Source organism: Frigoribacterium sp. PhB107, assembly GCF_003751515.1.
Classification (GTDB): domain Bacteria; phylum Actinomycetota; class Actinomycetes; order Actinomycetales; family Microbacteriaceae; genus Frigoribacterium.
Map to the genome: position 1 here is coordinate 1334263 of NZ_RJKU01000001.1, position 24630 is coordinate 1358892.

A 24630-nucleotide genomic window follows, 5' to 3' on the forward strand; every position below is an offset into this window, starting at 1 on the left:
CACGGTGCCGTCCGATCGGTGTGGAGGGTGCGGGGGTGCAGGACGCTCGCCCGAGCCCTGCCGCAACCATATGCGCCCGCATGATCGCGGTCACCCCCACTTCGGGGCGGCGCGGACCGGTGGTACATCACCCCCGACGCGTCACCCGCCACACGGGACATGTGCCGTTATCCTGGTGGGCAGGGCCCCGCGCCCGACCCGCCGACGATCGGAGACCCCCGTGCCCGTCCCCACCTCAGAACCCACGACCGAGCGCCAGCTGCTGCGCGACACCGTGAGGAGCCGGCTGCGCGAGGCCATCCTCGACGGCACGCTCGAGCCCGGCGAGCGCCTGCACGACGACGAGCTCGTGGCCTGGCTGCAGGTGTCGCGCACCCCGATCCGCGAGGCGCTCAGCGACCTCGTCCGGGCCGGGCTGGTCGAGATGGCCCCCAACCGCTGGACGCGGGTCGCGACTCCCGACGCCGGCCAGGCGGTCGAGGCGGTCCAGACGCTCGGCGTGCTCTACGGCGGCGCGGTCCGGCTGGCCGTGCCGCGCCTCCCCGCGGCCGTCATGAAGCAGATCTCGTCGACGGTCAAGATCTGCATCGGCGACATCGAGCGAGAAGACGGCCCGGCCCTCAACGCCCACGCCGTGGCCCTCTTCGACCTGTACGTCGAGCACTGCGGCAACGCCGCGCTCAAGAAGGTGTGCCGCGACGTGACCGACGGCCTCGCCTACTCGCTCCGCGTGCCGAACATCGTCCAGGTGCTGAACTGGGCCGCGATGAGCGACTCGCTCGTGGCCCTCGAGCAGGCGACCCGCGACCGCGACCCGATCCGGGCCGAGCTGGCCGCCGAGGCCCTGCACGAGCTGCCCGGCGAGCGGCCGCTCTCGCCCGAGCGCGCCGACAGCTAGACGGTCGTCGCGTCGTCGACCTCGCCGACCAGCTCCTCGATGATGTCCTCGAGGAACAGCACGCCGGTCGTCTCGCCCATCACCGAGACGGCACGCGCGACGTGCGCCCCGCTGCGGCGCATCGACGCCAGCGCGTCCTCGAGGTCGGCGTCGTGCGGCACCGCTCCGAGGCGGCGGACCCGCTTCGCCGGCACGGGCGCGTCGAGCGCCTCGGCCGAGGTCAGGTCCATGACGTCCTTGAGGTGCAGGTAGCCGGTCGGCTGTCCGTCGCCGTCCGTCAGCACGTAGCGCGAGTAGCCGTGCTCGGCGACGGCGAGCTGCACGTCGCGGGGCGTGGCGCCGGGGGCGAGCCGCACCATCTCGCCCACGGGGACCTCCACGTCGCGCACCTTGCGGGTCGTGAACTCGAAGGCCGCCGACAGCGTGCCCGACGTGTCCGACAGCACGCCCTCGCGGGTCGACTGCTGCACGATCGTCGCGACCTCGTCGAGGGTGTAGGTGCTCGTCGCCTCGTCCTTCGGCTCGACCCGGAACAGGCGCAGCACCGCGTTGGCGACGCCGTTCAGCGACCAGATCACGGGCTTGAACACGGTCGCCACGAACACCAGCGGAGGCGCGAGCAGCAGCGCCGCCTTGTCCGGCACCGAGAACGACAGGTTCTTGGGGATCATCTCGCCCACCACCACGTGCAGGAACGTCACGAGCACCAGCGCGATCACGAACGCGACGACGCCGATGGCCTCGGGCGTCAGGGGCGTCGCGGCCAGCGGGATCTCGAGCAGGTGGTGGATCGCCGGCTCGGAGACGTTCAGGATGACGAGCGAGCAGACGGTGATGCCGAGCTGGCTCGTCGCCAGCATCAGCGTGGCGTGCTCCATCGCCCACAGGGTCTTCGCGGCGGCCTTGCTGCCGGCCTCGGCACGAGGCTCGATCTGCGAGCGGCGGGCAGAGATGACGGCGAACTCGGCGCCGACGAAGAAGCCGTTGACGATCAGCAGCACGAACAACCAGATGATGCCGGGCAGGTACTCGTTCATCGCCTCAGGTCCTCTCGCAGTCCGGCGACGACCCGGTCGTGGTCGGTGGGGGCAGGCTCGACGGCGTGCGCCGTGCCCGTCGTGCCCGCAGGGGCACCGGAGGCGGTGGGCAGCTCGGCCGGCGAGGGCACGAACCGCAGGCGCTCGAGCCGCTGCCCGACCACCCGCTCGACGCGCAGCGTTCCCGTCTCGAGCTCGACCTCGTCGCCCACCTCGGGCAGGCGGTCCAGCTGCTCGGTGACGAAGCCGCCGACGGTCTCGTAGTCGCCGTCGTCGGGCACCCGCACCGTGGCGCGGTCCCAGAGCTCGTCGGGGCGGAGGGCGGCGTCGAACACGACGGTGCCCGACGACCGCACGATGCCGGCCTTGGCGCGGTCGTGCTCGTCCTCGAGCTCGCCGACGAGCTCCTCCACCAGGTCCTCCAGCGTGACGAGACCGGCCGTGCCGCCGAACTCGTCGGCGACGACGGCGATCTGGAAGCCCTCGCGCCGCAGCAGGCCGAGCAGCGTGTCGACGCCCATCGACTCGGGCACGAAGCGCGCGTCCGAGACCAGGCCGGCGACCGGGACGGACGCCCTCTCCTCAGCAGGCAGGGCGAAGGCCTGCTTGACGTGCACGACCCCGACGATGTCGTCGCTGTCGTCACCGATCACCGGGAAGCGCGAGAAGCCGCTCGCGAGCGCCGTCTCGACGACGTCGGCGGCGGTGTCGGTGGAGCGCACGGTGGTCATGCGCACCCGGGGGGTCATGACGTCGACGGCCGCGTGCTCGGAGAACCGGAGGGTGCGCCCCAGGAGGGTCGCGTGGTCGTCGTCCAGCATGCCCTCGAGCGCCGAGCGCCGCACCAGCGAGCTGAGCTCCTCGGCCGACCGGGAGCCGGACAGCTCCTCCTTCGGCTCGATGCCCATCCTGCGGATCGCCGCGTTGGCGGTGTTGTTGAAGAGCAGGATGACCGGCTTGAAGACGGTCGTGAAGGCCGCCATGAACGGCACGACGAACTTGGCCGTCGCGAGCGGCAGGGCCAGTGCGAAGTTCTTCGGGACGAGCTCGCCGACCACCATGGAGAACAGGGTCGCGATCACGATGCCGACCACGGCGCCGATGCCCGGGACGACGGCCGCGGGCACGCCGAGCTCGCCGAGCGGCGAGGCGAGCAGCGAGCTGATCGCGGGCTCGAAGGTGTAGCCGGTGAGCAGCGTGGTCAGCGTGATGCCGAGCTGCGCCCCCGAGAGGTGGGTCGAGGTGATGCGCAGCGCTTTGATCGTCGGCGCGAGGCGCTTCTCGCCCCGGTCCTGGCGGGCCTCGAGGTCGTTGCGGTCGAGGTTCACGAGCGAGAACTCGGACGCCACGAAGAAGCCGGTGCCGACGGTCAGGACCAGACCGACGGCGAGCATGGCCCACTCGTTCACTGAGCCCCTCCCCGCTCGTCAGAGACACCGTGAGGCGTCAGGGCGCGGAAGGGCGTCGGCATGTGAGAGGGAGGGTCGTCCATGCGGTGATGGTAAGGAGCAACGCCGCGACGATGCTGTGAACCTGCAGTGGCTGCAGGTCGCTCTCGCGGCCGAGGGGTCACCGTCGACGGCGGCGGCAGCCCGTACGCTGGGAGCCGATCGATCGGAGACACCCTGTGACTGACATGAGCCTCCGGCTGCCGACCAGGCGCTTCCGCGCCGTGTTCGCGCTGGGCACGCGCCACGCGGCGACGCTGCCGCTGCCCCCCTCGCTCGGCAAGCCCAACCTCTTCGGCGAGTGGGACGACGAGACCGAGCTCAGCAGCCTGTACGTCGGGTTCGGCACGGGCCAGGTGCACCTCGACGCCGTCGACGGCGGGGCCGAGCACCACTTCCACGACGCGGCGGGCGACGACACCGACACCAGCCCGTGGGGCCCCGGCGACACCGCCCAGGTCGTCGCGTGGGCGACCGCCCTGCTGACCGACCTGCAGGCCCTGATGCCCGACCTGATCGACGACGTCGACGACGCCGCGGCCTGGCACGACGCTGGTCTCGACCTCTGGGTGTGCGAGGTCGAGGAGCCGACGCACCTCGACCTGGTCGAGGTCGACATCGAGGGCGAGCTGCTCACCCTGCCCTGGCTCGGCGCCGGACACGTCGAGCACGACCACGTCGACGAGGCGCCGGACGACGTCCGCGAGCACCCGATCGCCCTGCTCTGGGCGGCCGACGAGCACCGCACGCCCGACCAGCCGATCGCCGAGGCGTGGCTGACCCCGGGCACCGAGCAGACCGTCACCCGGGCGCTGCCCGGCGTCGACTGGGCCGCCGTCGGCATGCCCGCCGACGAGGTGCTGCCGTGGCTCGAGGGGATCTACCTCAACCACCACGTGCTGCCCGACCCTGCCGGCACCATCCTCACGGGCGTGCTGGAGCGCCTCGGCGGGATCGACGGGATCGACTAGCCCTGCTCAGACGAGGTCGCCCGACTCCGACAGCGACGGTTCTTCGGGGCCGGTCAGCTGGTAGTCGTGCACGTCGCTGTGCCGGATCTCCGCCTCCTGCTCGTCGGTCGGGCCGGAGCCGCGGAAGTCGTCGAGGGCGTTCTGCGACACCCAGCGCTCGGCGACGTTGATGCGGCCGGGATCGACGATGTCGGGCGACAGCGCGTAGTCGAGGCAGCCGGGCGCGTCGCGACCGGCCTCGACGAGGCTCACGCAGGAGGCGAGGTAGTCGTCGCGGAGCTCAGGGTCGACGAGCAGGTGTCCGGTCACGATGATCATGGCTCGCAGTCAACACCGGTCGACCGGCAGGGGGACGCGCGTCAGGCGCGCCACCACTCGTCGACCGGGCCCGCCGGCACGCGGCGCTTGTGCTCGGTCGCGAGGTAGCGGGCCTCGATCAGCTCGGCGATCGCGTCGTCGACGTCGCCGCCCTCGAGGTACTCGTCGATGTCGGCGTAGGTGAGGCCGAGGTTCGCCTCGTCGGTCTGGCCGGGGGTCTCGTCGAGCAGGTCGGCGGTCGGCGCCTTCTCGTACAGGCGAGCCGGGGCACCGAGGTGGGCGAGCAGGGCCTTGCCCTGGCGCTTGCTCAGCCCGGTGAGCGGCACGAGGTCGACGCCGCCGTCGCCGTACTTCGTGAAGAAGCCCGTCAGCGCCTCGGCGGCGTGGTCGGTGCCGACGACGAGCAGGCCGCGCTCGCTCGCGATCGCGTACTGGGCGACCATGCGCGTGCGCGCCTTGACGTTGCCCTTGGCGAAGTCGCTGAGCGGGGCGCCCGTCGCCTCGGCGACGTCCTGCGCCGTGCCGTCGACGCCGTGCTGGATGTTGACCACCAGCCCCTCGGCGCCGTCGATGAACCGCAGGGCGAGCTGGGCGTCGTCCTCGTCGGCCTGCACCTTGTAGGGCATCCGCACGGTGACGAGCTCGGCCGTGCCGCCGTCGCGGCGCACGCCCTCGACGGCGAGCTGGCAGAGCCGCCCGGCGAGCGTGCTGTCCTGCCCGCCGCTGACGGCGAGCACGAAGCCGCGGGCCCCGGTCGTCTCGAGGTAGTCGCGGAGGAACGCGACGCGGCGCTCGACCTCGGCGGCCGGTTCGATGTCGGGGCGGACGGCGAGCTCGGAGATGATGGTGGCCTGCAGCGCTCTCATGCGACGACTCTAGCCACGCGCCGCCCGCCGGGCACCCGTCGGGGCCTGCCGGGCGCGCGCCGCGACGCGACTACTTCGACGTCGAGAGGGCCACGAAGGCCGCGACGGTCAGCACCAGGCCGACGAGGGTGATCGCGCTGACGAGTCCGATGAAGAATTCGGCCATGGGAGGCTCCTGCCTGGTCGAGGTGACGGTGCCCCATCCTCTCAGATCGCGGCTGACCGGTCGGCGGCTGACCGGTCGGCGTCGGATCAGCCGAGGGCCGGGGAGGAGCCGTCGGAGTCGGGCACGGGCCGACCGGCGACCGCGAGCACCGTCGCCACGGTGCGCGGGTGCGCCAGCACCCGGAAGTGCCCTCCGGTCGGCAGCAGCACGTTGTCGGCGCCGACCAGCACGCTGCTCTCGGGGATGTGCGGGTCGAACTCGCCGTAGATCGACGTGATGCGCTGGTTGACGGCCTCGTCGCGCGACAGCATCACGGTCGTCGCGTCGCGGGGCGAGAAGGCCCGCAGGCTCGGCAGCACGAGCCAGGCCGCGTACCGGGAGCCGCTGAAGGGCGTGCAGACGGCGACCATCCTGTCGACCCGACGGGTGTCGTCGAGCAGGGCCATCAGGTACTTGCCGACCAGCCCGCCCTTGCTGTGCGCGACGACCACGACGTCGTGCAGGTCGTGCTCGAGCACGTAGGCGGCGACGTCGCGGGCGGTCGCCTCCACGGGTCGGCCGTTCCGCCCGAGCGACGCGATCACGTGCACCGGGTGGCCCTCGTCGTGCACGCGCTCGATCAGCGGACGGAGGAACGCCCAGGTCTCCCAGATGCCCGGCAGCACGAGCACGGGCCGCCCGTCGCCCGAGAGGTAGTCGTCGGCGCCGCGCGGCGAGAGCACCGCGCGCACCTGCCACCAGGCCGCGAACGCGTAGTCCTGCAGCCACCAGACGCCGTGCCGCAGCGCCCGACGGAGCGTCGGGCGGGGCGGCCGAGGAGGCGCGGCGGGGGCGTGCGGCATGGTCCCTGCACAGTAGGGGGCCGGGAGGCGGCTGTCCGGTCAGGGCGTCGCGGACGCGACCCGCGCCTCCTGCGTGTGAGGATGTCGACGATGGACGAAGAGGTCGGCACCGGGGCGACACCGCCGCCGTTCCGCGGTGCCGTGCACGGCGACGACCTCGACGCCGCCCGCGACCTCTACGAGGCCCAGTACCCGGGCGAGGGGTTCCGGCTCGACCAGCTCGACCGTCCGTTCGAGTACCGCTACGCGGCGGTCGGCGACGGCGACGTGTCGCTCCGCACGTCCGAGTTCCACGGGTCGGCCCGCGGCACGGCCGACGCCGTGCCCGAGTACGTCGTGTCGTGGCTGGTCGACGGGCACGGCACCGTCGACGTCGGTCGCGACGAGGTCGCCCTGCAGCCGCTCGTGCCCCGGATCGCGCCGACCCGGGCCTACTCGTTCGACTTCACCGACTACCGGCAGCGGCTCGTGCACGTCGGCGCGGCGCACCTCGAGCGGCTGGCCGCCGAGCGCGGCGACGTGACGTCGGGGCCCGTCACCTTCTTCCACGCCGCACCGGTCGGGGAGGCGGCGCTGCGGCGCTGGCGGGCCGTGCTCTCGGAGACGACCCCGGTGCTGCTCGACCTCGCCGCGCCTCCCCTGCTGCGGGCGGGGGCGAACCGTCGACTCGCGCTGGCGGTGCTCGAGACGTTCCCGCACGAGGCCGGGCGGGCCTCGGCCGTGGCGCTCGCCCCTGGCGCCCCCGTCGCGCCGGGGGCCCGACGCCTCGCCCTCGCCGTCGAGTACCTGCACGAGCACGCCCACGAGCCGATCGGCGTCGCCGACGTCGCCCGGGCCGCCGACCTCAGCGTGCGGGGGCTGCAGGTGGCCCTGCAGCGAGCCCTCGACGTCAGCCCGACCGTGCTGCTGCGCCAGATCCGGCTCGACCGGGTGCACGCGGACCTCTCCGTCGCGACGCCCGAGACCGCCACGGTCGGGAGCGTCGCGCGCCGCTGGGGGTTCAGCCACCTCGGACGCTTCTCGGCGTCGTACCACGAGCGGTTCGGCGAGCACCCGAGCGTCACGCTGCGGAGCTGACGGGCCCCGCCGCGCGGGGACGAGCCCCGCTCGCGAGCGGAGAGGGCGACGCCCGGACCGGACATCGGCGGGCGGCCGGGGCCGAGTGGTGGCAACGTGGCAGGGTGACCGACTACCAGAGCACCCCAGACACCGCCGCACGACCCGGACGCGGACGGACGGGAACCGTCGACGACGCCTCGCACGCCCCCCAGCCGGACGGCCGCGACCTGATGGGGCCGGTCGAGAACCTCACGCGCATCATGTGGACCGGCACCCTGTGGTTCGCCGCCGCCGTCGTCGCCGTGGCGCTCGCCCTCGGCGCCGTGCTCGTGTCGGGCTGGCGACCCGACGTGCTCTCGACGCCGGTCGAGTCGCTCTTCTGGATCGGCGCCTCCGTCGTCGCGCTCAGCCTCGGCCTGATCGGCTGGTCGGGCTGCCCGATCCTCGAGGTGAGCGTGCCCGTCGCCGACCGCAACAAGACACGGACCATGCAGCTCGGCACCTTCAGCTTCCTGGTCGGCTCGGCCGCGACGATGCTCGCGGTGCTGCTCGGGCCGGCCGGCTGAGAGGCCGCGTGCGCGGGTCGGACTCGCGCGTGGCGTTGCCTCCCGGCGCTCAGCCCCGCTAGCATCGTCGCGAGATCGAATCGATTCGATCAGCGGTCGCCGTGATCAGCAGCGCCGTGGTCGCCCCCTCCCCGGGCCGCGCCTCCCCCGCCCAGACAGACACGAGAGACCCGACGATGTCGACGACGTCCCCCCGACCCGGCCGGCCCGCCGCACCCGATCACGAGACCCGACGGGCGCGGCTGGCCGTCGCGCTGCTGTTCCTCACGAACGGCGCGCTGTTCTCGAACCTGCTGCCGCGCTACCCGGCGATCAAGGAGGCGCTCGACCTGTCGAACGCCTCCTTCGGCCTCGCCGTCGCCGCCGGCCCGGTCGGCGCGATCGTCGCGGGGCTCGCGGCGAGCTGGCTCATCCGCCGCTTCCGGTCGTCGCGAGTCGCCGTCCTCGGCACGGTGGTGACCGCCGGCGTGGTGCTGCTGGCCGGCCTCTCCCCCGTCGGCGCCCTGTTCGCCGCCGCGCTCTTCGTGGCCGGGGCGCTCGACGCGATCGTCGACGTCGCCCAGAACTCGCACGGCCTGCGAGTACAGCGGCGCTACGGGCGCTCCATCCTCAACTCGTTCCACGCGATCTGGAGCGTCGGCGCCGTCGCCGGCGGCCTGATGGGCGGCGCGGCCGCCGGGCTCGGCGTGCCGATCGGCGTGCACCTCGCGATCTCGGGACTCGTCTTCGGCGTGGTCGCCGTCGTCTCCTACCGGCTGATGCTGCGGGGGCCGGAGCCCGCCTCCGAGCTCGAGGAGGCACCCGCCACGCCGACCGAGGGGGTCGCGTCGTCGTCGACGTCCGCCCCGGTGCCCGTGGCGGGTGCCGGCTCCGACGCCGGTGCGCGCGTGCGCCGCTCGGCCGTCAAGCTCGGCACCTGGGGCGTGCTGGTCGCGCTCGTGCTGATCGCCGCCTCCGGCACGGTCGTGGAGGACGCCGGCAACACCTGGGCCGCCCTCTACCTCTCGGGCTCGCTCGGCGCCGGCGTGACCGTGGCCGCACTCGGCTTCGTCGCGCTGCAGGGCGCTCAGTTCGTCGGGCGGATCCTCGGCGACCGGCTCGTCGACCGCTTCGGCCAGCGCGCCGTCGCCCGGGTCGGCGGGGCGCTGGTGTTCGTCGGGATGGGGCAGGCCCTGGCGTTCCCGTCGGTCGGCACGACCATCCTCGGCTTCGCCCTCGCCGGGTTCGGCGTCGCGACGCTGATCCCCGCCGCCATGCACGCGGCCGACACGCTGCCGGGGTTCCGGCCGGGCACGGGACTCACGCTCGTCAGCTGGCTGATGCGGCTCGGGTTCCTCGCCGCCCCGCCGCTGATCGGCGCCGTCGCCGATGCGAGCTCGCTGCGCGTCGGGCTGCTGCTCATCCCCGCCGTCGGGCTCGTCGTGCTCGCGCTGTCGGGCGTGCTCGCGGGGCGCCGTCACCCGCTGCAGCACCCGCAGCCGCAGCCGCACGGCTGACGCGTCGCGCTGCGCGTCGGGCGACGCGGCTGCTGGTGCTGGTGCTGTCCGTTGCGCGCACCAGGGGGTCCGACCCTCGGGCAAACCGCCAGGAGGCGCGGGTACGAACGAGAGGACAGGCCGCAGGTGCGGCCGAGGAAGGCAGGAACCATGACCGAGATCACCGCCCACCACGGGCTCTTCAAGGACACGAACCTCCACGTCGACGACTTCGGCGGCAGCGGACGCACCGTCGTGCTCATCCACGGCTGGCCCCTCTCGGGCGAGTCCTGGAGCAAGCAGGTCCCCGCGTTCGTCGAGGCCGGCTACCGCGTCGTCACCTACGACCGCCGCGGCTTCGGACGCAGCGACAAGCCGAAGACCGGCTACGACTACGACCACCTCGCCGAGGACCTGCACACCGTCCTCACTGAGCTCGACCTCAACGACGTGACGCTCGTCGGCTTCTCGATGGGCGGCGGCGAGGTCGCGCGGTACGTCAGCAAGTACGGCACCGAGCGCCTGCACAGCGTGGTCTTCGCATCGGCCGTGCCCCCGTACCTGATGAAGACCGACGACAACCCCGACGGGCCCCTCACCAAGGAGGCGGCTGCCGAGATGACCGCCGGCCTCACCAAGGACGAGGACTCGTTCTACGACGACTTCACCACCGGCTTCTTCTCGGTCGACGGCGAGCTGAAGGTGTCGGAGGCGGACCGCCAGGACGCGCTGCGCCTCGCGAAGCAGGCCGACAAGGCCGCGGCCCTCGCCGCGATGAACTCGTTTGCGACGACCGACTTCCGCGAGGACCTGACGAAGGTCACCGTGCCGACGCTGGTCATCCACGGCGACGGCGACGCGACCGTCCCCTACGAGGGCTCGGGCGCGCGCACGCACGCCGCGATCGCCGGCTCGGAGCTGCACGTCATCGCGGGTGCGCCGCACGGCGCGAACGTCAGCGACGCGGACGAGTTCAACCGCGTGGTGCTGGAGTTCCTCGCGCGCTGAGCGCTGAGCGTGCTCGCTCGCTGACTCCGCTCGGGCCGAGCTGGCTCGAACGACACCCCCGAATCCGCACTGCACCCCTGGTCCCGAGGGTGTCGTGCCGGACCGGGGGTGTCGTTCGTGGTGGCGGCGGCGCCCGCGCCCGGGCACGGGCGCGCCCGGCGGCTGAGGCTAGAAGTCAACGGGCGGACGGTCCATGGTGGCGACTCCCGACGAGATGCCGATGATGATGGCGATCGCTCCGCCGAGCACCGAGAGCCCGAGGAACAGCCAGAGCGGTGCGGCGCTCCCTCCCACGCGGCGCCGCAGCACGACGCTGCGGCCGATCAGGTAGATCAGCACGCTGAGGATCGACCAGGCCCAGTGGAACGGTCGCTCGACGCCGCGCGCCCTCAACGTGCGCCGGTCGAGCCAGGAGAGCACGACGAGACCGATGCCGACGACGAGGCTGACGACCATGGCGAGCGTGTAGTCGCCCTGCTGCACGCCGGTGCTGCCCGGCGCGAGGAGCTCGACCGACCGCCGGATCTCGACCGCGGCCACGACGAGCGTGACGATCGGCGAGAGCGCGAGGGCGGCCACGTACGGGGTCGCGCCGATCTGCTGCCCTGTCACGGGCGGCCGGGGCTCGGCCTGCCCGGTGACCGGTGCGGCCGTCGGGCCGGTCGGCGGGGCGGCCGTCGGCGCCGCCGGTCGCGACGAGGAGGCGCCCGTCGCGCCCCCGAGGAGCCGGTCGTCTCGCTGCGGATCGGTCACGGTGTCCCCCTCGTGGTCGTCGCCGCCGGGGAGCCCTGCTCCGCGACGGCGGCCCGGACGTCTGCGTGCCGGGCTCGTCCCGTCAGCCTAGGACCGCCTCCTCGACCGTGTGCAGGCCGTGCACCCTGCCGCCGGACGCCTCCGCACCCCTCGGACCCGCGCACACCCGTCGGCGCGACCGCGGTGTGCGCGGGTCCCACGGCTGCCGCAGGCTCAGGGCCGTACTCGGGGCGCTGGTCGGGGCCCAGCACGGGGCCGGGGTGCGGCTTCTGCGCGCCGTCGCTGCCGAGCACGGCCACGGCCGAGAGGGCCGTCTTCACGCCGACCAGCAGCACTTCCACGACAGCCCCGAGCACGCGCAGGAGGCGGCGGCCCCGACCCACAGGACTCCTCACGACGCCCCCTCCCCGGCCTGGCGCCTCGGGGACCGGCCCGACGCCTCCGGCCCTCGCCGCGCCTCCGGTGCTCGCTCGGTCGTTCCCGCTGCACGCGTCGCACGCCGCTGCCGCTGCTCGTCGCGCAGCACGACGCAGAGCCCCACGAACCCCGCCGCTGCGGCGATCTGCGCCACCCACCAGATCATCTGCCGACCTTCGCACGTCGCAGGCGTCTCGTCCAGGGGCAGGCGCGACGCATTCAGGAAGGCTCGGCCCGCGCCTCCTGAACTGTGCACGGATCAGGACGATCCGGACCTGAGTTGCGCGGGCCAGGACGCATCTTCCTGAATGAGGAGGGCGAGGGGCGGGGCGAGCGAGCGAGGAGGGGGCGGCGAGCTAGCGGAGCACGAGGCGCGGGGCGAGCAGGCGGTGCCGCGGGTCGGCGGCCGACCCGGGCGAGGCGACGCGGGCCGCGGGGCCCTGGTGCAGCAGCAGGTCCAGGGTGGCGTGGGCCACCTCCTCGACGGGCTGGTGCACGCTCGAGAGGCCGAGGGCCGCGGCGACGGGGGTGTCGTCGTAGCCGACCACGGGCACCGAGCGGCCGAGCACCATGAACGCTCCGAGGGCGAGCGAGTCGCTGGCGCAGACGACCGCGTCGATCGTGCGGCCGGTCTCGGCGAGGTGCGCCGCGAGCTCGCCGATCCGGTCGGAGGCGAGCGAGACCTGGTCGTCGACGGTCAGGTCGACCTCGTCGAGCTCCGCGGGGGCGAGCACGCCGTGGGCGAGCATCGTGTCGCGCCAGCCCTGCCGTCGCTCGGTGCCGATGCCCGACGCGGACGGCCAGCCGAGGAACACGACGCGGCGGGCTCCCCCGTCGAGCAGGGCGCGGGTCGCCTCGGCGACCCCCTGGTGCCCGTCGACGTCGACCCAGCGCCGGGCCGGGTCGGCCACGTCGCTGCCCCACGGCCGCCCGAACGACACGAAGTCGGCCTCCGCGCGCAGCAACCAGTCGGTGCGGGGGTCGTCGTACGAGGTCGACGTGAGCACGAACGAGTCGACGTCGGCCCCGTCGAGGAGGCGGCGGAACTGGGCGACCTCGTCGAGCGGGTCCTTCGCCGTGAAGAGCAACACGCGGAGGCCGTGCTCGTCGGCCCGCTCGGTCAGCGCGTGCAGGAAGCGGTCGAGCACCGCCCCCGAGATGCCGTTCGCGACCGGGTCGAGGCGCACCCCGATCGTCGAGCTCTTGCGGGTGCGCAGCCGCCGCGCCGATGCGTGGGGGCGGTAGGCGAGCGAGGCGATCGCCTGCTCGACCCGGGAGCGCGTGGCGGGAGCGACGATGTCGGGCGTGTTCAGCACGTTGGAGACGGTCTGGCGCGAGACCCCCGCCTCCTTGGCGACGTCCACGACCGTGGGCAGGCGCGGCGACTCGACACTCGGCACGGCACACCTCGTCTCGCTCGTCATCGATCAGCCCCGCGTCGCGGCTCTGCGTCGTCCGCGGAGCGCACCCCGCCGCAGCCTCGATTGACAGCCGCGCGAGCAGGTGCCTACTCTAGCGACCACCCGGTTTTGATCGTTCAAACCCGTAACGACGCGACCACCGGGACGACCGTTCTCGACGAGGAGACACCGTGCAACGACGCATCCGCCGCCTGATGGCTTTCGGCGCCATCGCCACCGTGACCGGGCTCGCGCTCAGCGCGTGCGGCTCCGGCTTCAGCGAGGGAGGCGGCGACGGCGCGAGCTCCGACGGCGCCCTCACCTCGAGCGACGACTCGCTCACCGTGCTGATCGCCTCGAGCGGCGACGCCGAGGCCGCGGCCGTCCGCGACGCCGTCGCGAGCTGGTCGGGCGACAGCGGCACCGACGCCGAGGTGAGCGTCGCCAGCGACCTGCCGCAGCAGCTCAGCCAGGGCTTCGCCTCCGGCTCGCCCGCCGACGTCTTCTACCTCTCGACCGACGCCCTCGCGGGCTTCGCCGAGAACGGCAGCCTGCTCGCCTACGGCGACCAGCTCAGCGAGACCGACGACTTCTTCCCCACGCTCGTCGACAGCTTCACCTACGACGACCAGTTCTACTGTGCCCCGAAGGACTTCTCGACCCTCGGCCTCGTGATCAACGAGCAGATGTGGCAGGAGGCGGGCCTCACCGACGCAGACGTCCCCACCGACTGGGACGGCCTCGCCGACGTCGCCGCGAAGCTCACCACCACCGACCACGTCGGCCTCGCCTTCGGGGCCGAGTACGCCCGCGTCGGCGCCTTCATGGCCGAGGCCGGCGGGTCGCTGACGAACGAGGACGGCACGGAGGCGACCGTCGACTCCGACGAGAACGTCGAGGGCCTGACCTACGTCAAGGACCTGGTCACGAGCGGCGACGCCGCGTTCGCGGCCGACCTCGGCGCCGGCTGGGGCGGCGAGGCCTTCGGCACGGGCAAGGCCGCGATGACCGTCGAGGGCAACTGGATCGCCGGAGCCATGAACGCCGACTACCCCGACGTCGACTACCGCGTCGCCGAGATGCCCTCCGGCCCCGGCGGCCAGGGCACCCTGCAGTTCACCAACTGCTGGGGCATCGCCGCCGACAGCCCCAACCAGCAGGCCGCGCTCGAGCTCGTCGAGCAGCTCGTCAGCACCGACCAGCAGCTCGCCTTCGCCGACGCGTTCGGCGTGATGCCGAGCGTGCAGTCGGCCGCCGACCAGTGGAAGACGGACAACCCCGACTCCGCGGCGTTCCTCGACTCGGCCGACTTCGCCGTCGGCGTGCCCACGCAGCAGGGCGCGGCCGACGTGATCGCCGACTTCAACTCGCAGCTCGAGGGCCTCAGCACGGCCGAGCCGACCGACCTGCTCGAGTCGTTCCAGTCGAACTACGCGGCGATCCTGCCGTGAGCACCGCCTCGCCCCGCGTCGGCCGAAGGGCCCGCCCCGGCACCGCCTCGCGGGGCGAGGCCACCTCGGGCTGGCTCTTCGTCACCCCGACCATCGTGGTCCTCGGGCTGTTCCTGCTCGTGCCGATGGTGATGGCCCTGTGGGTCAGCGTCTCGGACTGGAGCGGTCGCGGCTCGCCCTTCAGCTCCTCCGTCGGCTTCGTCGGCCTGCAGAACTACGACGACCTCGTGAACGGAGGCGGGCTGGTGGCCCGCGACTTCGGCATCTCCCTGCGCAACAACGCCTGGTACGTCGTCTTCGTCGTGCCGATCCAGACCGCGGTCTCGCTGTTCCTCGCAGTGCTGGTCAACCGGCAGGTGCTGCGCGGCCGGGGCTTCTTCCGCACCGCGTTCTACTTCCCGTCCGTGACGAGCTCGGTCGCGATCACCGTGGTGTGGCTGTTCCTGTTCACGCAGACCGGCGCCGTGAACCGCGCCCTGTCGTGGCTCGGGATCGAGGGGCCGGCCTGGTTCCAGGACCCGAGCGGCGTCGTCCACAACGCCCTCGGCGCGATCGGCGTCACCGGCCCCGCGTTCCTCACCGACCACGACCTGCTCGGCGTGAGCTGGTGGGACTGGTTCGCCGGCCCCTCCGTCGCCATGAGCGCCTTCGTGCTGATGGCCGTCTTCACGACGAGCGGCACCTTCATGCTGCTGTTCATCGCTGCGCTGCAGAACCTCGGCGGCGACGTGCAGGAGGCGGCGATGATGGACGGCGCGAACGCCTGGCAGCGCTTCTGGCGCGTCACCCTGCCGCAGCTGCGGCCGACGCTGTTCACGGTGCTGACGCTCGGCCTGATCGGCACCTGGCAGGTCTTCGACCAGATCTACACGGGCACACAGGGCGGGCCCGCGAAGACGACGCTGACGCCCTCGTACCTCTCGTACACCTCGGCCTTCGCCGGGCAGGACTGGGGCCGCGGCGCGGCCATCGCGTTCGTGCTCTTCGCGATCATCGTCGTGCTCACGATCGTGCAGCGCGCGGTGCTGCGCGAGCGGCCGGTGTCCCGACGGCGGATGTCGCTCTACGAACCGACGTCCTCGACGACGAAGGAGGCAGGTCGATGACCGCCACGGCTCCCGTCACCGACCTCGTCGGCACCGGCCGGCCCGCCGGGCCTCCCCCGTCGTCCTCTGCTGCGGACCGCAAGGGTCCTCGTCCGCCGCGCCGCACCTCCTCGCTGGTGTCGTCGTCGGTGCTCTACGCGGCGCTGGTCGCGCTGGCGCTCGTCTACATCGTGCCGTTCCTGGTGAGCGTGGCGACGTCGTTCAAGACCGACGCGGACGCCGCGGCCGACCCGCTCTCGCTGGTGCCCGCGACCTGGACGACGGCGGCGTTCCAGACGCTCTTCGTCAACAGCGACTTCCCGACCTGGGCGACGAACAGCGCGATCGTGGCGGTGTTCGTGACGGCCGGCCGGGTGTTCTTCGACTCGCTGGCGGGCTACGCGCTCGCCCGGCTGCGGTTCCGCGGGCGGGGCGTCGTCTTCGCCGCGCTGATCGGCGTGATGGCGGTGCCCAGCGTCGTGCTGCTGATCCCCAAGTTCCTGGTGATCAACCAGCTCGGCATCTACGACTCGTACGCCGGCATGATCATCCCGCTGCTCGTCGACGCGGCCGGGGTGTTCATCATGAAGAACTTCTTCGAGTCGATCCCGCCGAGCGTCGAGGAGCAGGCCCGGATCGACGGCGCCGGCACGTTCCGTGTCTTCTGGTCGATCGTGCTGCCGATGGCCCGTCCCGCGCTGGTCACGATCGTCATCCTGTCGTTCCAGGGGTCGTGGAACGAGCTCTCGCACTTCATCATCTCGACCCAGTCGCCCGAGCTGACGACCCTCACGAAGGGCGTCGCGGGGCTCGCCTCCGGGCAGCTCAGCCAGGGCAGCCAGTACCCGGTGAAGCTCGCCGCCGCGGTCGTCATGACCATCCCCGTCGCCGTGATCTTCTTCGTGTTCCAGCGCCAGATCATGAACAGCAGCGACGGGGCCGTGAAGGAGTGAGGGCAGGGAGCCGGCCCTCCACCGGGGCCGGCTCCGTCCCGCTCACGCCCGCAGCACCTCCCCCGCACGCCCCTCAGCGCAAGGACCTCTCCCGTCATGACCGACACCACGTCACGACCCACGACCGTCGCCGACTCAGGCGCCGCAGCCGCCGACGCCGCGTCGGCCACGTCGGCCCCTTCGGCCGAGCCGCTCCAGCCGTTCCTCGCCGCCGAGACCGTGGTGCTCAAGGCGCCCGCCCAGGCCTGGTCCGACTCGACCGGCGCGATGGGCGGCGCTGCGATCCACGGCGTCTGGGCCGGCGACACCCGCGTGCTGCGCGGGCACCGTGTAGAAGTCCGGGGCAGCAGGGTCGAGACGATCGCCTCGGTGCCGCTCGGCGCCTCCTCGATCCGGTTCGAGTCGCTGCTGCGCGGCCTCGACGACCACGGGGCCGACCCCGACGTGCGGCTGTCGCTGCTGCGCGAGGTCGGCACCGGCGGGGTCCGCGAGACGCTCACGGCGACGTCGCGCCTGGCTCGCGAGCTCGACGTCGTGCTGACCGTGGCCGTGCGGCCCGACGCGTCGTCGATGGACGAGGTGAAGGCGGGGCTGCCGGCCGTGCCGCCGCGTGACCTGCAGGTCGATCGGGCCCGCGCCTCCTGGTCGGGTGGCGACGCCGTGACGACGCTGACGCTGACCGGCGCAGGGAGCGCGGCGGGCGGGGCCGACGACGGAGGCGAGACGGTCAGCGCGGACGCAGGAGGCGCGGTGCGGATCGACGACACCGCCGACGGCGAGCTGCGGCTGACCTGGCACCTGCGCGTGCCGGCCCGGGGTGCCGCCTCGGCCGGGCTCGAGCTCACGACGCTGCTCGACGGCGCGGTCGTGGCCGGCGTCGAGGGCGACCAGCGCTGGGGCGCCCTCGACCCTGCGCCGCACGACGACCGCCTGGCACGCTGGCTCGACCAGGCGCTCGGCGACCTGTCCGCGCTCCGCATGACGACGACCGACCGACCCGACGACGTGTTCTTCGCCGCGGGCGCCCCCTGGTTCTTCACCCTCTTCGGCCGCGACTCGCTCTGGGCTGCGCGGCTGGCGCTGCCGCTCGACCCCGACCTCCGCGTGGGCCTGGGTGTCGCGGCCGGCACCCTGCGCGTGCTCGCCGGCCTGCAGGGCACGCGCGAGGTCGCGGCGAGCGCCGAGCAGCCCGGCAAGGTCATGCACGAGCTGCGGCAGCGACCGCTCGAGATCCACGGGGAGGGCGTCACGCTCGCGCCCCTCTACTACGGCACGGTCGACGCGACGGCGCTGTGGGTCTGCCTGCTGCACGACGCGTGGCGAGCGGGCCTCCCCGACGACGAGGTGCGGGCCCTGCTGCCGCACCTGGAGGCGGCGCTCGCCTGGATGCGCGACCACGGCGACAGCGACGGCGACGGCCTGCTCGAGTACGTCGACGAGACCGGCCACGGCCTGTCGAACCAGGGCTGGAAGGACTCGGGCGACAGCGTCCAGTGGAGCGACGGGCGCCTCGCCGACGGACCGATCGCGCTGTGCGAGGTGCAGGCCTACGCGCACGAGGCGGCGGTGCACGGCGCCGACCTGCTCGACGCGTTCGACCGACCCGGGGCCGACGAGTGGCGCGGCTGGGCCGACCGGCTGCGGACGGCGTTCCGCGAGCGCTTCTGGGTCACGGACGCGCGAGGCAGGTTCCCCGCCGTCGCCCTCGACGCCGACAAGCGCGCGGTCGACACGGTCACGAGCAACATCGGGCACCTGCTCGGCACCGGACTGCTCGACGCCGACGAGGAGTCGCTGGTCGCCGCCCGCCTCGCCGGCCCCGAGCTCGCGAGCGGCTTCGGCCTCCGCACGCTCAGCTCGGACGCGGCCGGCTTCTGGCCCCTCGGCTACCACCTCGGCACCGTCTGGACCCACGACACCGCCGTCGCGGTCGCCGGCCTCGCCGCGACGCACCACCACGAGGAGGCGCGTCTGCTGTCCGAGGGACTGCTCGCCGCGGCGCCGTGGTTCGGCTACCGCATGCCCGAGCTGCACGGGGGCGACGCCGCGGCCGACGTGCCCGCGCCGGTGCCGTACCCGGCGTCGTGCCGGCCGCAGGCGTGGTCGGCGGCCGCGGCCGTCGCGGTGTGGGCGGCGACGTCGCGCGCGTGCGCCTGCGGCGACGCCGGCGGGGCCTAGGGCCGCCGGGGCCGCCGGGGCCAGCCGCCCCGCTGCGGCTGACCGCGCCCGCGCCTAGGGACGCGGCCACCGCCTCCTTCCGGGCTCGACCCTGCTCGGCCCAGTGGGTTCGGCGGGTTCCTGTGGCCGACGGCGGGTCAGCGCCCACCCGCCGCGGACGACGGGTACCCGCCGCCCTCGCGCTGCGACCCGCCGCAGCCGACGGGGACCCGCCGACTGCGAGCAACGGCCCGCCGCGGACGACAGCGACCCGCCGAAGACAGCTGCCGATCAGCTCCGGTCACGACGACCGCGGGGCGCTCCGGAGCGCGAGCTCCCAGACGAGCCGGACGTGGGCGGACATGTCGGTCGACGGGTCGAGCATCCACTGCAGCTGCATGCCGTCGCTGACCGCCATCATCACGGCGGCCAGCTTCTCGACGTCGACGTCGGCGGGCATGTCGCCGCGGGCCTGGCGCTCGCGGATGGTCTGGGTCAGCAGGGTGCGGAAGCGGACGTAGCGCTCGGCGAACCAGGCGTGCGCCGGATGCGCCGGGTCGCTGGTCGCGGCCGCGGCCAGGCTCGTGAAGAGCTGCACCATGCCCGGTGTCCGCGCGTTGCGCTGGATGACAAACAGGAACTGGTCGATGACGTCGAGCCCCGTGGCTCGCTCGGCGTCCTCGTCGTCGCGCACCGTGAGGATGGCGAGGAACAGCGCCTCCTTGCTGCCGAAGTGGTGCAGCAGGCCCGCCTGGGTCAGGTCGACGGCGTCGGCGAGCTCGCGCACCGAGGTGCCCCGCATCCCGTTCCGGTCGACGACCTCGAGGGCCGTCCGGAGGATCTCCTCACGCTTGGCCACGCCCTTCGCGTACGGACCCCGGCGTGCCATGCGGCCAAGGCTATCCGGTGCGGTCCGCCGAACGCGGGAGAGCCCCCGTCGACGTCGCCTCGGAGGCGGTCGGCGGGGGCTCCGTGCGTCCGGGCCGGCGGGGCTAGTGCGCGACGACCGGCTCGGGAGCCGGCGAGCCCGCGTCCGCGTCCGCGTCCGCGGCGCCGGTGTCGCCCGCCTCGCCCGCCCGGGCGACCGCGGCCTCGGCCCGGGCCCGAGTGTCGGCCTTCGTGCGGAACAGCGTCACCGCGAGGACGGCGCCGAGCAGGAAGAAGCCGGCGCCCCACGAGTACGCCGTCGCGTAGCCGTGCACCGCCGCCTCGGCCGCCGTGCGGGCGTCGGCGGGCAGGTGCGACGCGACGTAGCCCGTCGCCGCCGTGGCCGCGAGGGTGTTGAGCAGCGCGGTGCCGATCGAGCCGCCTACCTGCTGGCCCGTGTTGACCATCGCGGAGGCGACTCCTGCATGTCCTCGGTCGACGCCCAGGGTGGCCGTCTGGATCGAGGCGGGCATGATCGAGCCCATGCCGAAGCCGAGCACCATCAGCGCCGGCAGCACGTCGCGGGCGTAGGTGCTGTCGAGGCCGAGACGGGTCAGGTAGAGCATGCCCGCCGCCCCGAGGAGCATGCCGAACGGCACCATGACCTTCGGCCCGAAACGCGGCACGAAGACGTTCGTCGACAGCTGCGCCGCCAGGATCAGCATGCCGATCATCGGCAGGAACGAGACGCCCGTCTGGATGGGCGTGTAGGCGAGCGACGTCTGCAGGTAGTACGTGACGAACAGGAAGATGCCGAACATGCCGGCCCCGGCGATCGTCACCGACAGGTAGGCCGCGCCGCGGTTGCGGTCGAGGACGACGCTGAGCGGCAGCAGCGCGTGCTCCGCGCGGCGCTGCCACACGACGAACGCGACCAGCAGGACGCCGGCGGCGGCGAGGAAGCCCCAGGTGAGCGGCGAGCCCCAGCCCTCAGCCTCCGCGTTCGAGAAGCCGTAGACCAGCGAGAAGAGCGCGGCCGAGACGAGCACCGTGCCGGGCACGTCGAGCCTCGGGCGAGGGCCCTGACGCGGCACGGTGTGCAGGAACAGCACGGCGCCGACGACGGCGACGACCGCGATCACGACGTTGATGTAGAGGTTCCAGCGCCAGTCGGCGTTCTCGGTGAGGACGCCTCCGAGCAGGAGCCCGAGCGCGCCTCCTGCCCCGGCGATCGCGCCGAAGACGCCGAAGGCGCGCGCACGCTCCTTGGGGACCGTGAACGTGGTGGTGAGGACGGCGAGCGCCGTCGGGGCGAGCAGCGCGCCGAACGCGCCCTGCAGGGCCCGGGCGGCGACGAGCGTGCCGAAGCTGCCCGCGGCGCCGCCGAGGGCCGAGGCGAGCGCGAAGCCGACGAGGCCGATCACGAAGGTGCGCTTGCGGCCCATCAGGTCGGAGAGGCGACCGCCGAGCAGGAGGAGGCTGCCGAAGGCGAGCGAGTAGGCGGTGACGACCCACTGGCGGTCGCCGTCCGAGAAGCCGAGGTCGGCCTGCGCGCTGGGCAGGGCGATGTTCACGACGGTCGAGTCGAGCACCACCATGAGCTGGGCCAGCGCGACGGTGGTGAGGGTCCACCAGCGGCGGGACGCCACGGCGGGAGGGCCGCTCGGGGCGGGTGAGATCTGGGTCATGTCGGGGACTCTATACGGTCCGCGATAGTTTCGGAACTATCCAGTTTCGGAAGTCGCGGCCTAGGATGGGGCAGTCGACGAAGGAGGCAGGGAGCGATGACGCAGGACGACGCAGCCGTCGAGGTCGAGACTCCCGTCGAGCCCGGATCCGCCGTCGAGGCCGGTCTCCGTGTCGAGCCCGGGACGGCGCCCCCGAAGCTCGGCCGCAAGCGCGACCACTCGCGAGACGCCGAGATCCTGCAGGCGGCGATCGACGTGCTGGCCGAGACCGGCTACGACGGGATGACCATCGAGATGGTGGCGACGCGGGCGAAGGCCGGCAAGGCCACCGTCTACCGGCGCTGGGCGTCCAAGAGCGACCTCGTCATCGACGCCGTGGCCTGCATGAAGGCCGCCCCCGGTCCCGGCGACCCGGTGGGCCTGCCCGACACCGGCACCCTGCGCGGCGACCTCGTCGCCATGATCAGGCCGCACTCGATCCAGGACAACGAGAAGAAGCTCAAGGTCATGGCCGGCATCGTCTCGCTGCTCGCCGACAGCCCCGAGCTCGCCGCGGCCGTCAACACGGCGATCGTCCAGCCCCGGGTCGAGATCAACCGCCGGCTGCTGCAGCGGGCCATCGACCGGGGCGAGATCCCCGCCGACATCGCGATCGACGACCTCGCCCTCATCTCGCCGTCGATGGTCGCCTACCGCACGATCATCATGAAGCAGCCGGTCGACCGTGCGTTCCTGCTCGGCCTGATCGACGGCGTCGTCCTGCCCGCAGTGGGCCTCCGCCCGCCCGCCGACCCCGGGGCGTAGGCGAGAAGGGACGCGGCAGTGGGCGGGCCCACGCCGGCCCAGGCCCTTCTCGCCTCTCGCCCGCCCCGGCGCGGTCGGCGACGCCTCCCGTCAGCGGAAGGCGCCGAGCTGGCGCTCGACCGGCACGGTCCCCTCGACGACGACGTCGCCGGTGTGCGCGGTGGTGACCGTCTCGACCAGGACGATCTCCACCTCCTCGTCGGCGATCGGGTTGTGCTGCACCCCGCGGGGCACGACGTGGAACTGGCCCGGGCCGAGCACGACCTCCTGGTCGTCCGGCAGCTGGATGCGGAGGCGACCCGAGACGACCAGGAACATCTCGTCCTCGGCGTCGTGAGCGTGCCAGACGAGCTCGCCGAGCAGCTTCGCGACCTTCACGTACTGGTCGTTGACCTGCCCCACGACCCGAGGCGTCCAGTGCGCCTCGACCTGGCTGAGCTCGTGGGCGAGGTCGATGCCGCTGTTGTCCGTCATGAAGCCATCCTGCCGTGCGGGCGCGTCCCTGCCCTGCCGTTCGGCTGCCTAGGATCGGCGTGGGAGGCGCAGGTGCGGCCCCGAGGGGAGACCGGTCGTGGGGCACGAGCTGCAGGACGAGGACACGAAGGCGGGCTCCGTTCCCGTGCGCTGGTACGAGCCCGGGCAGCGAGGCCAGGACGACCGGACGCCCGGCCCGACGCTGTTGTGGCTGCACGGCGGCGGCTTCTTCCGGGGCAGCCTCGACATCCCCGAGGCACACGAGGTCGCGACCGCACTCGCCGGCCGGGGCCTGCGGGTCGCGACGGCGAGCTATCGCCTGGCACCGCCTCCTGGGCTCGGCTGGGCTCGGTCGTTCGCGGTCCCGCGACGCGAGCGTTTCCCGGCCGCCCTCGACGACGTCACCGCCGCACTCGCGGGAGTGTGCGCCCGGTCGCCTTACGGCGTCGTTCTCGGCGGAGCCAGCGCGGGCGCGTGCCTCGCGGCCGCGGCGACGCTGCGCGCGCTCGACGAGGGCGTCCGGCCCGTCGGCACGGTGTTCGCCTACGGGTTCTTCCACGGAGTGCACCCGCGAGCGCGTGACCCTCGACGGCGGTCGCAGCGGCACCGTCGGCTGACTCACGCACCCTGGGCCCTCGACGCGATGAACCGTGGCTACGCGGGATCGCGGCAGGTCCTCGACGACCGACTCGCCTTCCCCGGCGGGCACGACGCGAAGCGGTTCCCCCGTACGCTCGTCGTCAACGCCGAGCACGACAACATGCGCGCCTCCGGCGATCTCTTCGCGTCGGAGCTCGCCGCCTCGGGCGTCGACGTCGAGCACCACGTCCTCGCAGGGACGCGCCACGCCTTCCTGAACCGGCCGGACCTCGTCGAGTTCACGACGACGACGTCGCTGATCGCCGACTGGATGCTCTCCCCCGACGCGGCTCGCCGAGGTCGGCCCCTGCACTGACGGGGCTGCGACGAGGTCGGGTCGACCGTCTCGGCTGCGGTCGCTCGCCCTGCAGCTCGAGGGCGCGCTAGGCGCCCTCGTCGAGGAGGCGCGTGAGCTCGGGCGCGAGGGCCGCGGCCCAGAGCTGGTGCACCCGCGACCACGACCAGAGGCGGCCGCGGACCTGTGCGGCGCCCGCGTCGAGGTCGGGGAAGCGCACGAAGACGCAGTCGCCGCGGCGACGCACGAGCTCGGCGGTCGCCGCGTCCAGGCGGGCGACCTGCCGCCGGATCAGCTCCCGGCCCGTCCAGGCGGTCTCGGTGAAGCGGTCCATCGGCGGGATGCCGCCGACGATCACGGGGGTGAGGACACGGCCGGGCCGACGAGCGCAGTCGAGGAGCCGGTCGAGGTCGCGCGTCCAGGCCTCGGCCGAGGTCATCAGCATGACGTCGCTGAAGCCGAGGGCGACGACGGTCACGTCGACGTCGGCGAGCGCCGCGGTCCCTTTCTCCGCCGCGTCGCGGACCGTGAGCAGGGCGGTCCCGTCCTCGATCCAGACCATCGGTCGACCGCGCTGCGCCTCGACGAGCGAGGCCACCCGGGCGAGGGTGGTGAGGTCGTCGTGGAGCACGCCGAAGCGGGCCCCGGCGGGGCTGCCGAGCCAGCCGACCCGGTCGGCCGACGGGTCGGCACGGGCCTCGACCGCCGCCCGGAGAGCGGCAGCCGTCGGGGCAGGCGGGAACGTCCCGCCGCGCACGAGGTGGCGGAACCAGGCCAGCCGGAGGCGCAGCACCGGACGCAGCGTCCACCGTGCCAGCTCCGTCGCCCCCATGAGCGCGACCGTACTCCGTCGCCGCCGCCCGTCGACGCGGGCGGTCCGCTGAGCGCACCCGCGCCTCCTGCGTTGTCCGCAGAACGAGTGAGGGACCCTGCCTGACGGCGCCGGGGTACCCCACTTGACGGCACATCTGAGGACAAGGGGTCTGCGTCCGG

General features: G+C 73.3%; 23 protein-coding genes. 12 read left to right on the forward strand and 11 right to left on the reverse strand.

All coding sequences use genetic code 11. The annotated features are described in order from the left end of the window. Positions 1–220: 220 nt before the first annotated feature. A complete protein-coding gene (locus EDF18_RS06175) occupies positions 221–898 on the forward strand; it encodes a GntR family transcriptional regulator (protein WP_233569000.1) in 678 nt (225 codons plus the stop codon). On the opposite strand, the gene EDF18_RS06180 is transcribed toward EDF18_RS06175, so the two are convergent. Beyond that, positions 895–1935: a hemolysin family protein gene (locus EDF18_RS06180; protein WP_123546837.1), complete on the reverse strand. Its 1041-nt coding sequence runs from the start codon at positions 1933–1935 to the stop codon at positions 895–897. The two genes, EDF18_RS06175 and EDF18_RS06180, sit on opposite strands and share 4 nt — an antisense overlap. Next, positions 1932–3344, reverse strand: coding sequence for a hemolysin family protein (locus EDF18_RS06185; protein ID WP_123546838.1), 1413 nt, complete (start codon positions 3342–3344; stop codon positions 1932–1934). The genes EDF18_RS06180 and EDF18_RS06185 overlap by 4 nt, the downstream gene beginning before the upstream one ends. 218 nt (positions 3345–3562) lie before the next feature. Here EDF18_RS06185 and EDF18_RS06190 point away from each other — a divergent pair, with 218 nt between their 5' ends. Next, on the forward strand, positions 3563–4354 hold the full coding sequence (locus EDF18_RS06190) for a hypothetical protein (RefSeq protein WP_148050050.1): 792 nt from the start codon (positions 3563–3565) through the stop codon (positions 4352–4354). A gap of 6 nt (positions 4355–4360) precedes the next feature. Here the strand turns inward: EDF18_RS06190 and EDF18_RS06195 are convergent, their stop codons facing one another. The 3 genes from EDF18_RS06195 to EDF18_RS06205 all read right to left on the reverse strand — a co-directional run bounded on the left by EDF18_RS06195 (position 4361) and on the right by EDF18_RS06205 (position 6546). Continuing rightward, positions 4361–4672 (reverse strand): putative quinol monooxygenase, encoded by a 312-nt coding sequence (locus EDF18_RS06195; RefSeq protein ID WP_123546840.1) that lies wholly within the window; start codon positions 4670–4672, stop codon positions 4361–4363. A gap of 41 nt (positions 4673–4713) precedes the next feature. Continuing rightward, positions 4714–5538 carry an ammonia-dependent NAD(+) synthetase gene (gene nadE / locus EDF18_RS06200; RefSeq protein ID WP_123546841.1) on the reverse strand — a complete coding sequence of 275 codons (825 nt, stop codon included), beginning with the start codon at positions 5536–5538 and terminating at the stop codon, positions 4714–4716. Positions 5539–5790: 252 nt separating this feature from the next. Beyond that, positions 5791–6546 carry a triacylglycerol lipase gene (locus EDF18_RS06205; RefSeq protein ID WP_123546842.1) on the reverse strand — a complete coding sequence of 252 codons (756 nt, stop codon included), beginning with the start codon at positions 6544–6546 and terminating at the stop codon, positions 5791–5793. A 90-nt stretch (positions 6547–6636) separates the two neighbouring features. Here EDF18_RS06205 and EDF18_RS06210 point away from each other — a divergent pair, with 90 nt between their 5' ends. The 4 genes from EDF18_RS06210 to EDF18_RS06225 all read left to right on the forward strand — a co-directional run bounded on the left by EDF18_RS06210 (position 6637) and on the right by EDF18_RS06225 (position 10654). After that, the gene (locus EDF18_RS06210) at positions 6637–7623 is read left to right on the forward strand and encodes a helix-turn-helix domain-containing protein (protein WP_158614626.1); all 987 of its coding nucleotides are present in this window, start codon (positions 6637–6639) and stop codon (positions 7621–7623) included. A gap of 104 nt (positions 7624–7727) precedes the next feature. Beyond that, positions 7728–8171, forward strand: a complete 444-nt coding sequence (locus EDF18_RS06215) for a hypothetical protein (protein WP_123546844.1) — start codon at positions 7728–7730, stop codon at positions 8169–8171. Between the two features lie 176 nt (positions 8172–8347). After that, the gene (locus EDF18_RS06220; RefSeq protein WP_123546845.1) at positions 8348–9667 is read left to right on the forward strand and encodes an MFS transporter; all 1320 of its coding nucleotides are present in this window, start codon (positions 8348–8350) and stop codon (positions 9665–9667) included. Between the two features lie 150 nt (positions 9668–9817). Then, a complete protein-coding gene (locus EDF18_RS06225; RefSeq protein WP_123546846.1) occupies positions 9818–10654 on the forward strand; it encodes an alpha/beta fold hydrolase in 837 nt (278 codons plus the stop codon). Positions 10655–10822: 168 nt separating this feature from the next. Here the strand turns inward: EDF18_RS06225 and EDF18_RS06230 are convergent, their stop codons facing one another. Both EDF18_RS06230 and EDF18_RS06245 read right to left on the reverse strand, forming a co-directional pair. After that, a complete protein-coding gene (locus EDF18_RS06230; protein ID WP_123546847.1) occupies positions 10823–11407 on the reverse strand; it encodes a hypothetical protein in 585 nt (194 codons plus the stop codon). Positions 11408–12180: 773 nt separating this feature from the next. After that, a complete protein-coding gene (locus EDF18_RS06245; protein ID WP_233569001.1) occupies positions 12181–13224 on the reverse strand; it encodes a LacI family DNA-binding transcriptional regulator in 1044 nt (347 codons plus the stop codon). A 215-nt stretch (positions 13225–13439) separates the two neighbouring features. On the opposite strand from EDF18_RS06245, the gene EDF18_RS06250 reads away from it, so the two are divergent. The 4 genes from EDF18_RS06250 to EDF18_RS06265 all read left to right on the forward strand — a co-directional run bounded on the left by EDF18_RS06250 (position 13440) and on the right by EDF18_RS06265 (position 18891). Further along, complete coding sequence (locus EDF18_RS06250; RefSeq protein ID WP_199732393.1) at positions 13440–14675, forward strand: extracellular solute-binding protein; 1236 nt, start codon at positions 13440–13442, stop codon at positions 14673–14675. Further along, positions 14672–15781, forward strand: a complete 1110-nt coding sequence (locus EDF18_RS06255; RefSeq protein WP_233569002.1) for a carbohydrate ABC transporter permease — start codon at positions 14672–14674, stop codon at positions 15779–15781. The genes EDF18_RS06250 and EDF18_RS06255 overlap by 4 nt, the downstream gene beginning before the upstream one ends. Then, a complete protein-coding gene (locus EDF18_RS06260) occupies positions 15778–16713 on the forward strand; it encodes a carbohydrate ABC transporter permease (protein WP_123546852.1) in 936 nt (311 codons plus the stop codon). The genes EDF18_RS06255 and EDF18_RS06260 overlap by 4 nt, the downstream gene beginning before the upstream one ends. Before the next feature lie 96 nt (positions 16714–16809). Beyond that, positions 16810–18891: a glycogen debranching N-terminal domain-containing protein gene (locus tag EDF18_RS06265; RefSeq protein ID WP_123546853.1), complete on the forward strand. Its 2082-nt coding sequence runs from the start codon at positions 16810–16812 to the stop codon at positions 18889–18891. Between the two features lie 280 nt (positions 18892–19171). On the opposite strand, the gene EDF18_RS06270 is transcribed toward EDF18_RS06265, so the two are convergent. After that, entirely contained in the window at positions 19172–19759 is a 588-nt protein-coding gene (locus EDF18_RS06270; RefSeq protein ID WP_123546854.1) for a TetR/AcrR family transcriptional regulator, read from the reverse strand. Positions 19760–19862: 103 nt separating this feature from the next. Further along, on the reverse strand, positions 19863–21425 hold the full coding sequence (locus EDF18_RS06275; protein ID WP_123546855.1) for an MFS transporter: 1563 nt from the start codon (positions 21423–21425) through the stop codon (positions 19863–19865). A gap of 96 nt (positions 21426–21521) precedes the next feature. On the opposite strand from EDF18_RS06275, the gene EDF18_RS06280 reads away from it, so the two are divergent. Beyond that, the gene (locus EDF18_RS06280) at positions 21522–22229 is read left to right on the forward strand and encodes a TetR/AcrR family transcriptional regulator (RefSeq protein ID WP_123546856.1); all 708 of its coding nucleotides are present in this window, start codon (positions 21522–21524) and stop codon (positions 22227–22229) included. 90 nt (positions 22230–22319) lie between these two features. On the opposite strand, the gene EDF18_RS06285 is transcribed toward EDF18_RS06280, so the two are convergent. Further along, the gene (locus tag EDF18_RS06285) at positions 22320–22703 is read right to left on the reverse strand and encodes a cupin domain-containing protein (RefSeq protein WP_123546857.1); all 384 of its coding nucleotides are present in this window, start codon (positions 22701–22703) and stop codon (positions 22320–22322) included. Between the two features lie 97 nt (positions 22704–22800). On the opposite strand from EDF18_RS06285, the gene EDF18_RS06290 reads away from it, so the two are divergent. Beyond that, positions 22801–23658, forward strand: a complete 858-nt coding sequence (locus EDF18_RS06290) for an alpha/beta hydrolase (RefSeq protein ID WP_123546858.1) — start codon at positions 22801–22803, stop codon at positions 23656–23658. 67 nt (positions 23659–23725) lie between these two features. Here EDF18_RS06290 and EDF18_RS06295 read toward each other — a convergent pair whose 3' ends face one another. Further along, the gene (locus EDF18_RS06295) at positions 23726–24469 is read right to left on the reverse strand and encodes a hypothetical protein (RefSeq protein ID WP_123546859.1); all 744 of its coding nucleotides are present in this window, start codon (positions 24467–24469) and stop codon (positions 23726–23728) included. Positions 24470–24630: the final 161 nt, after the last annotated feature.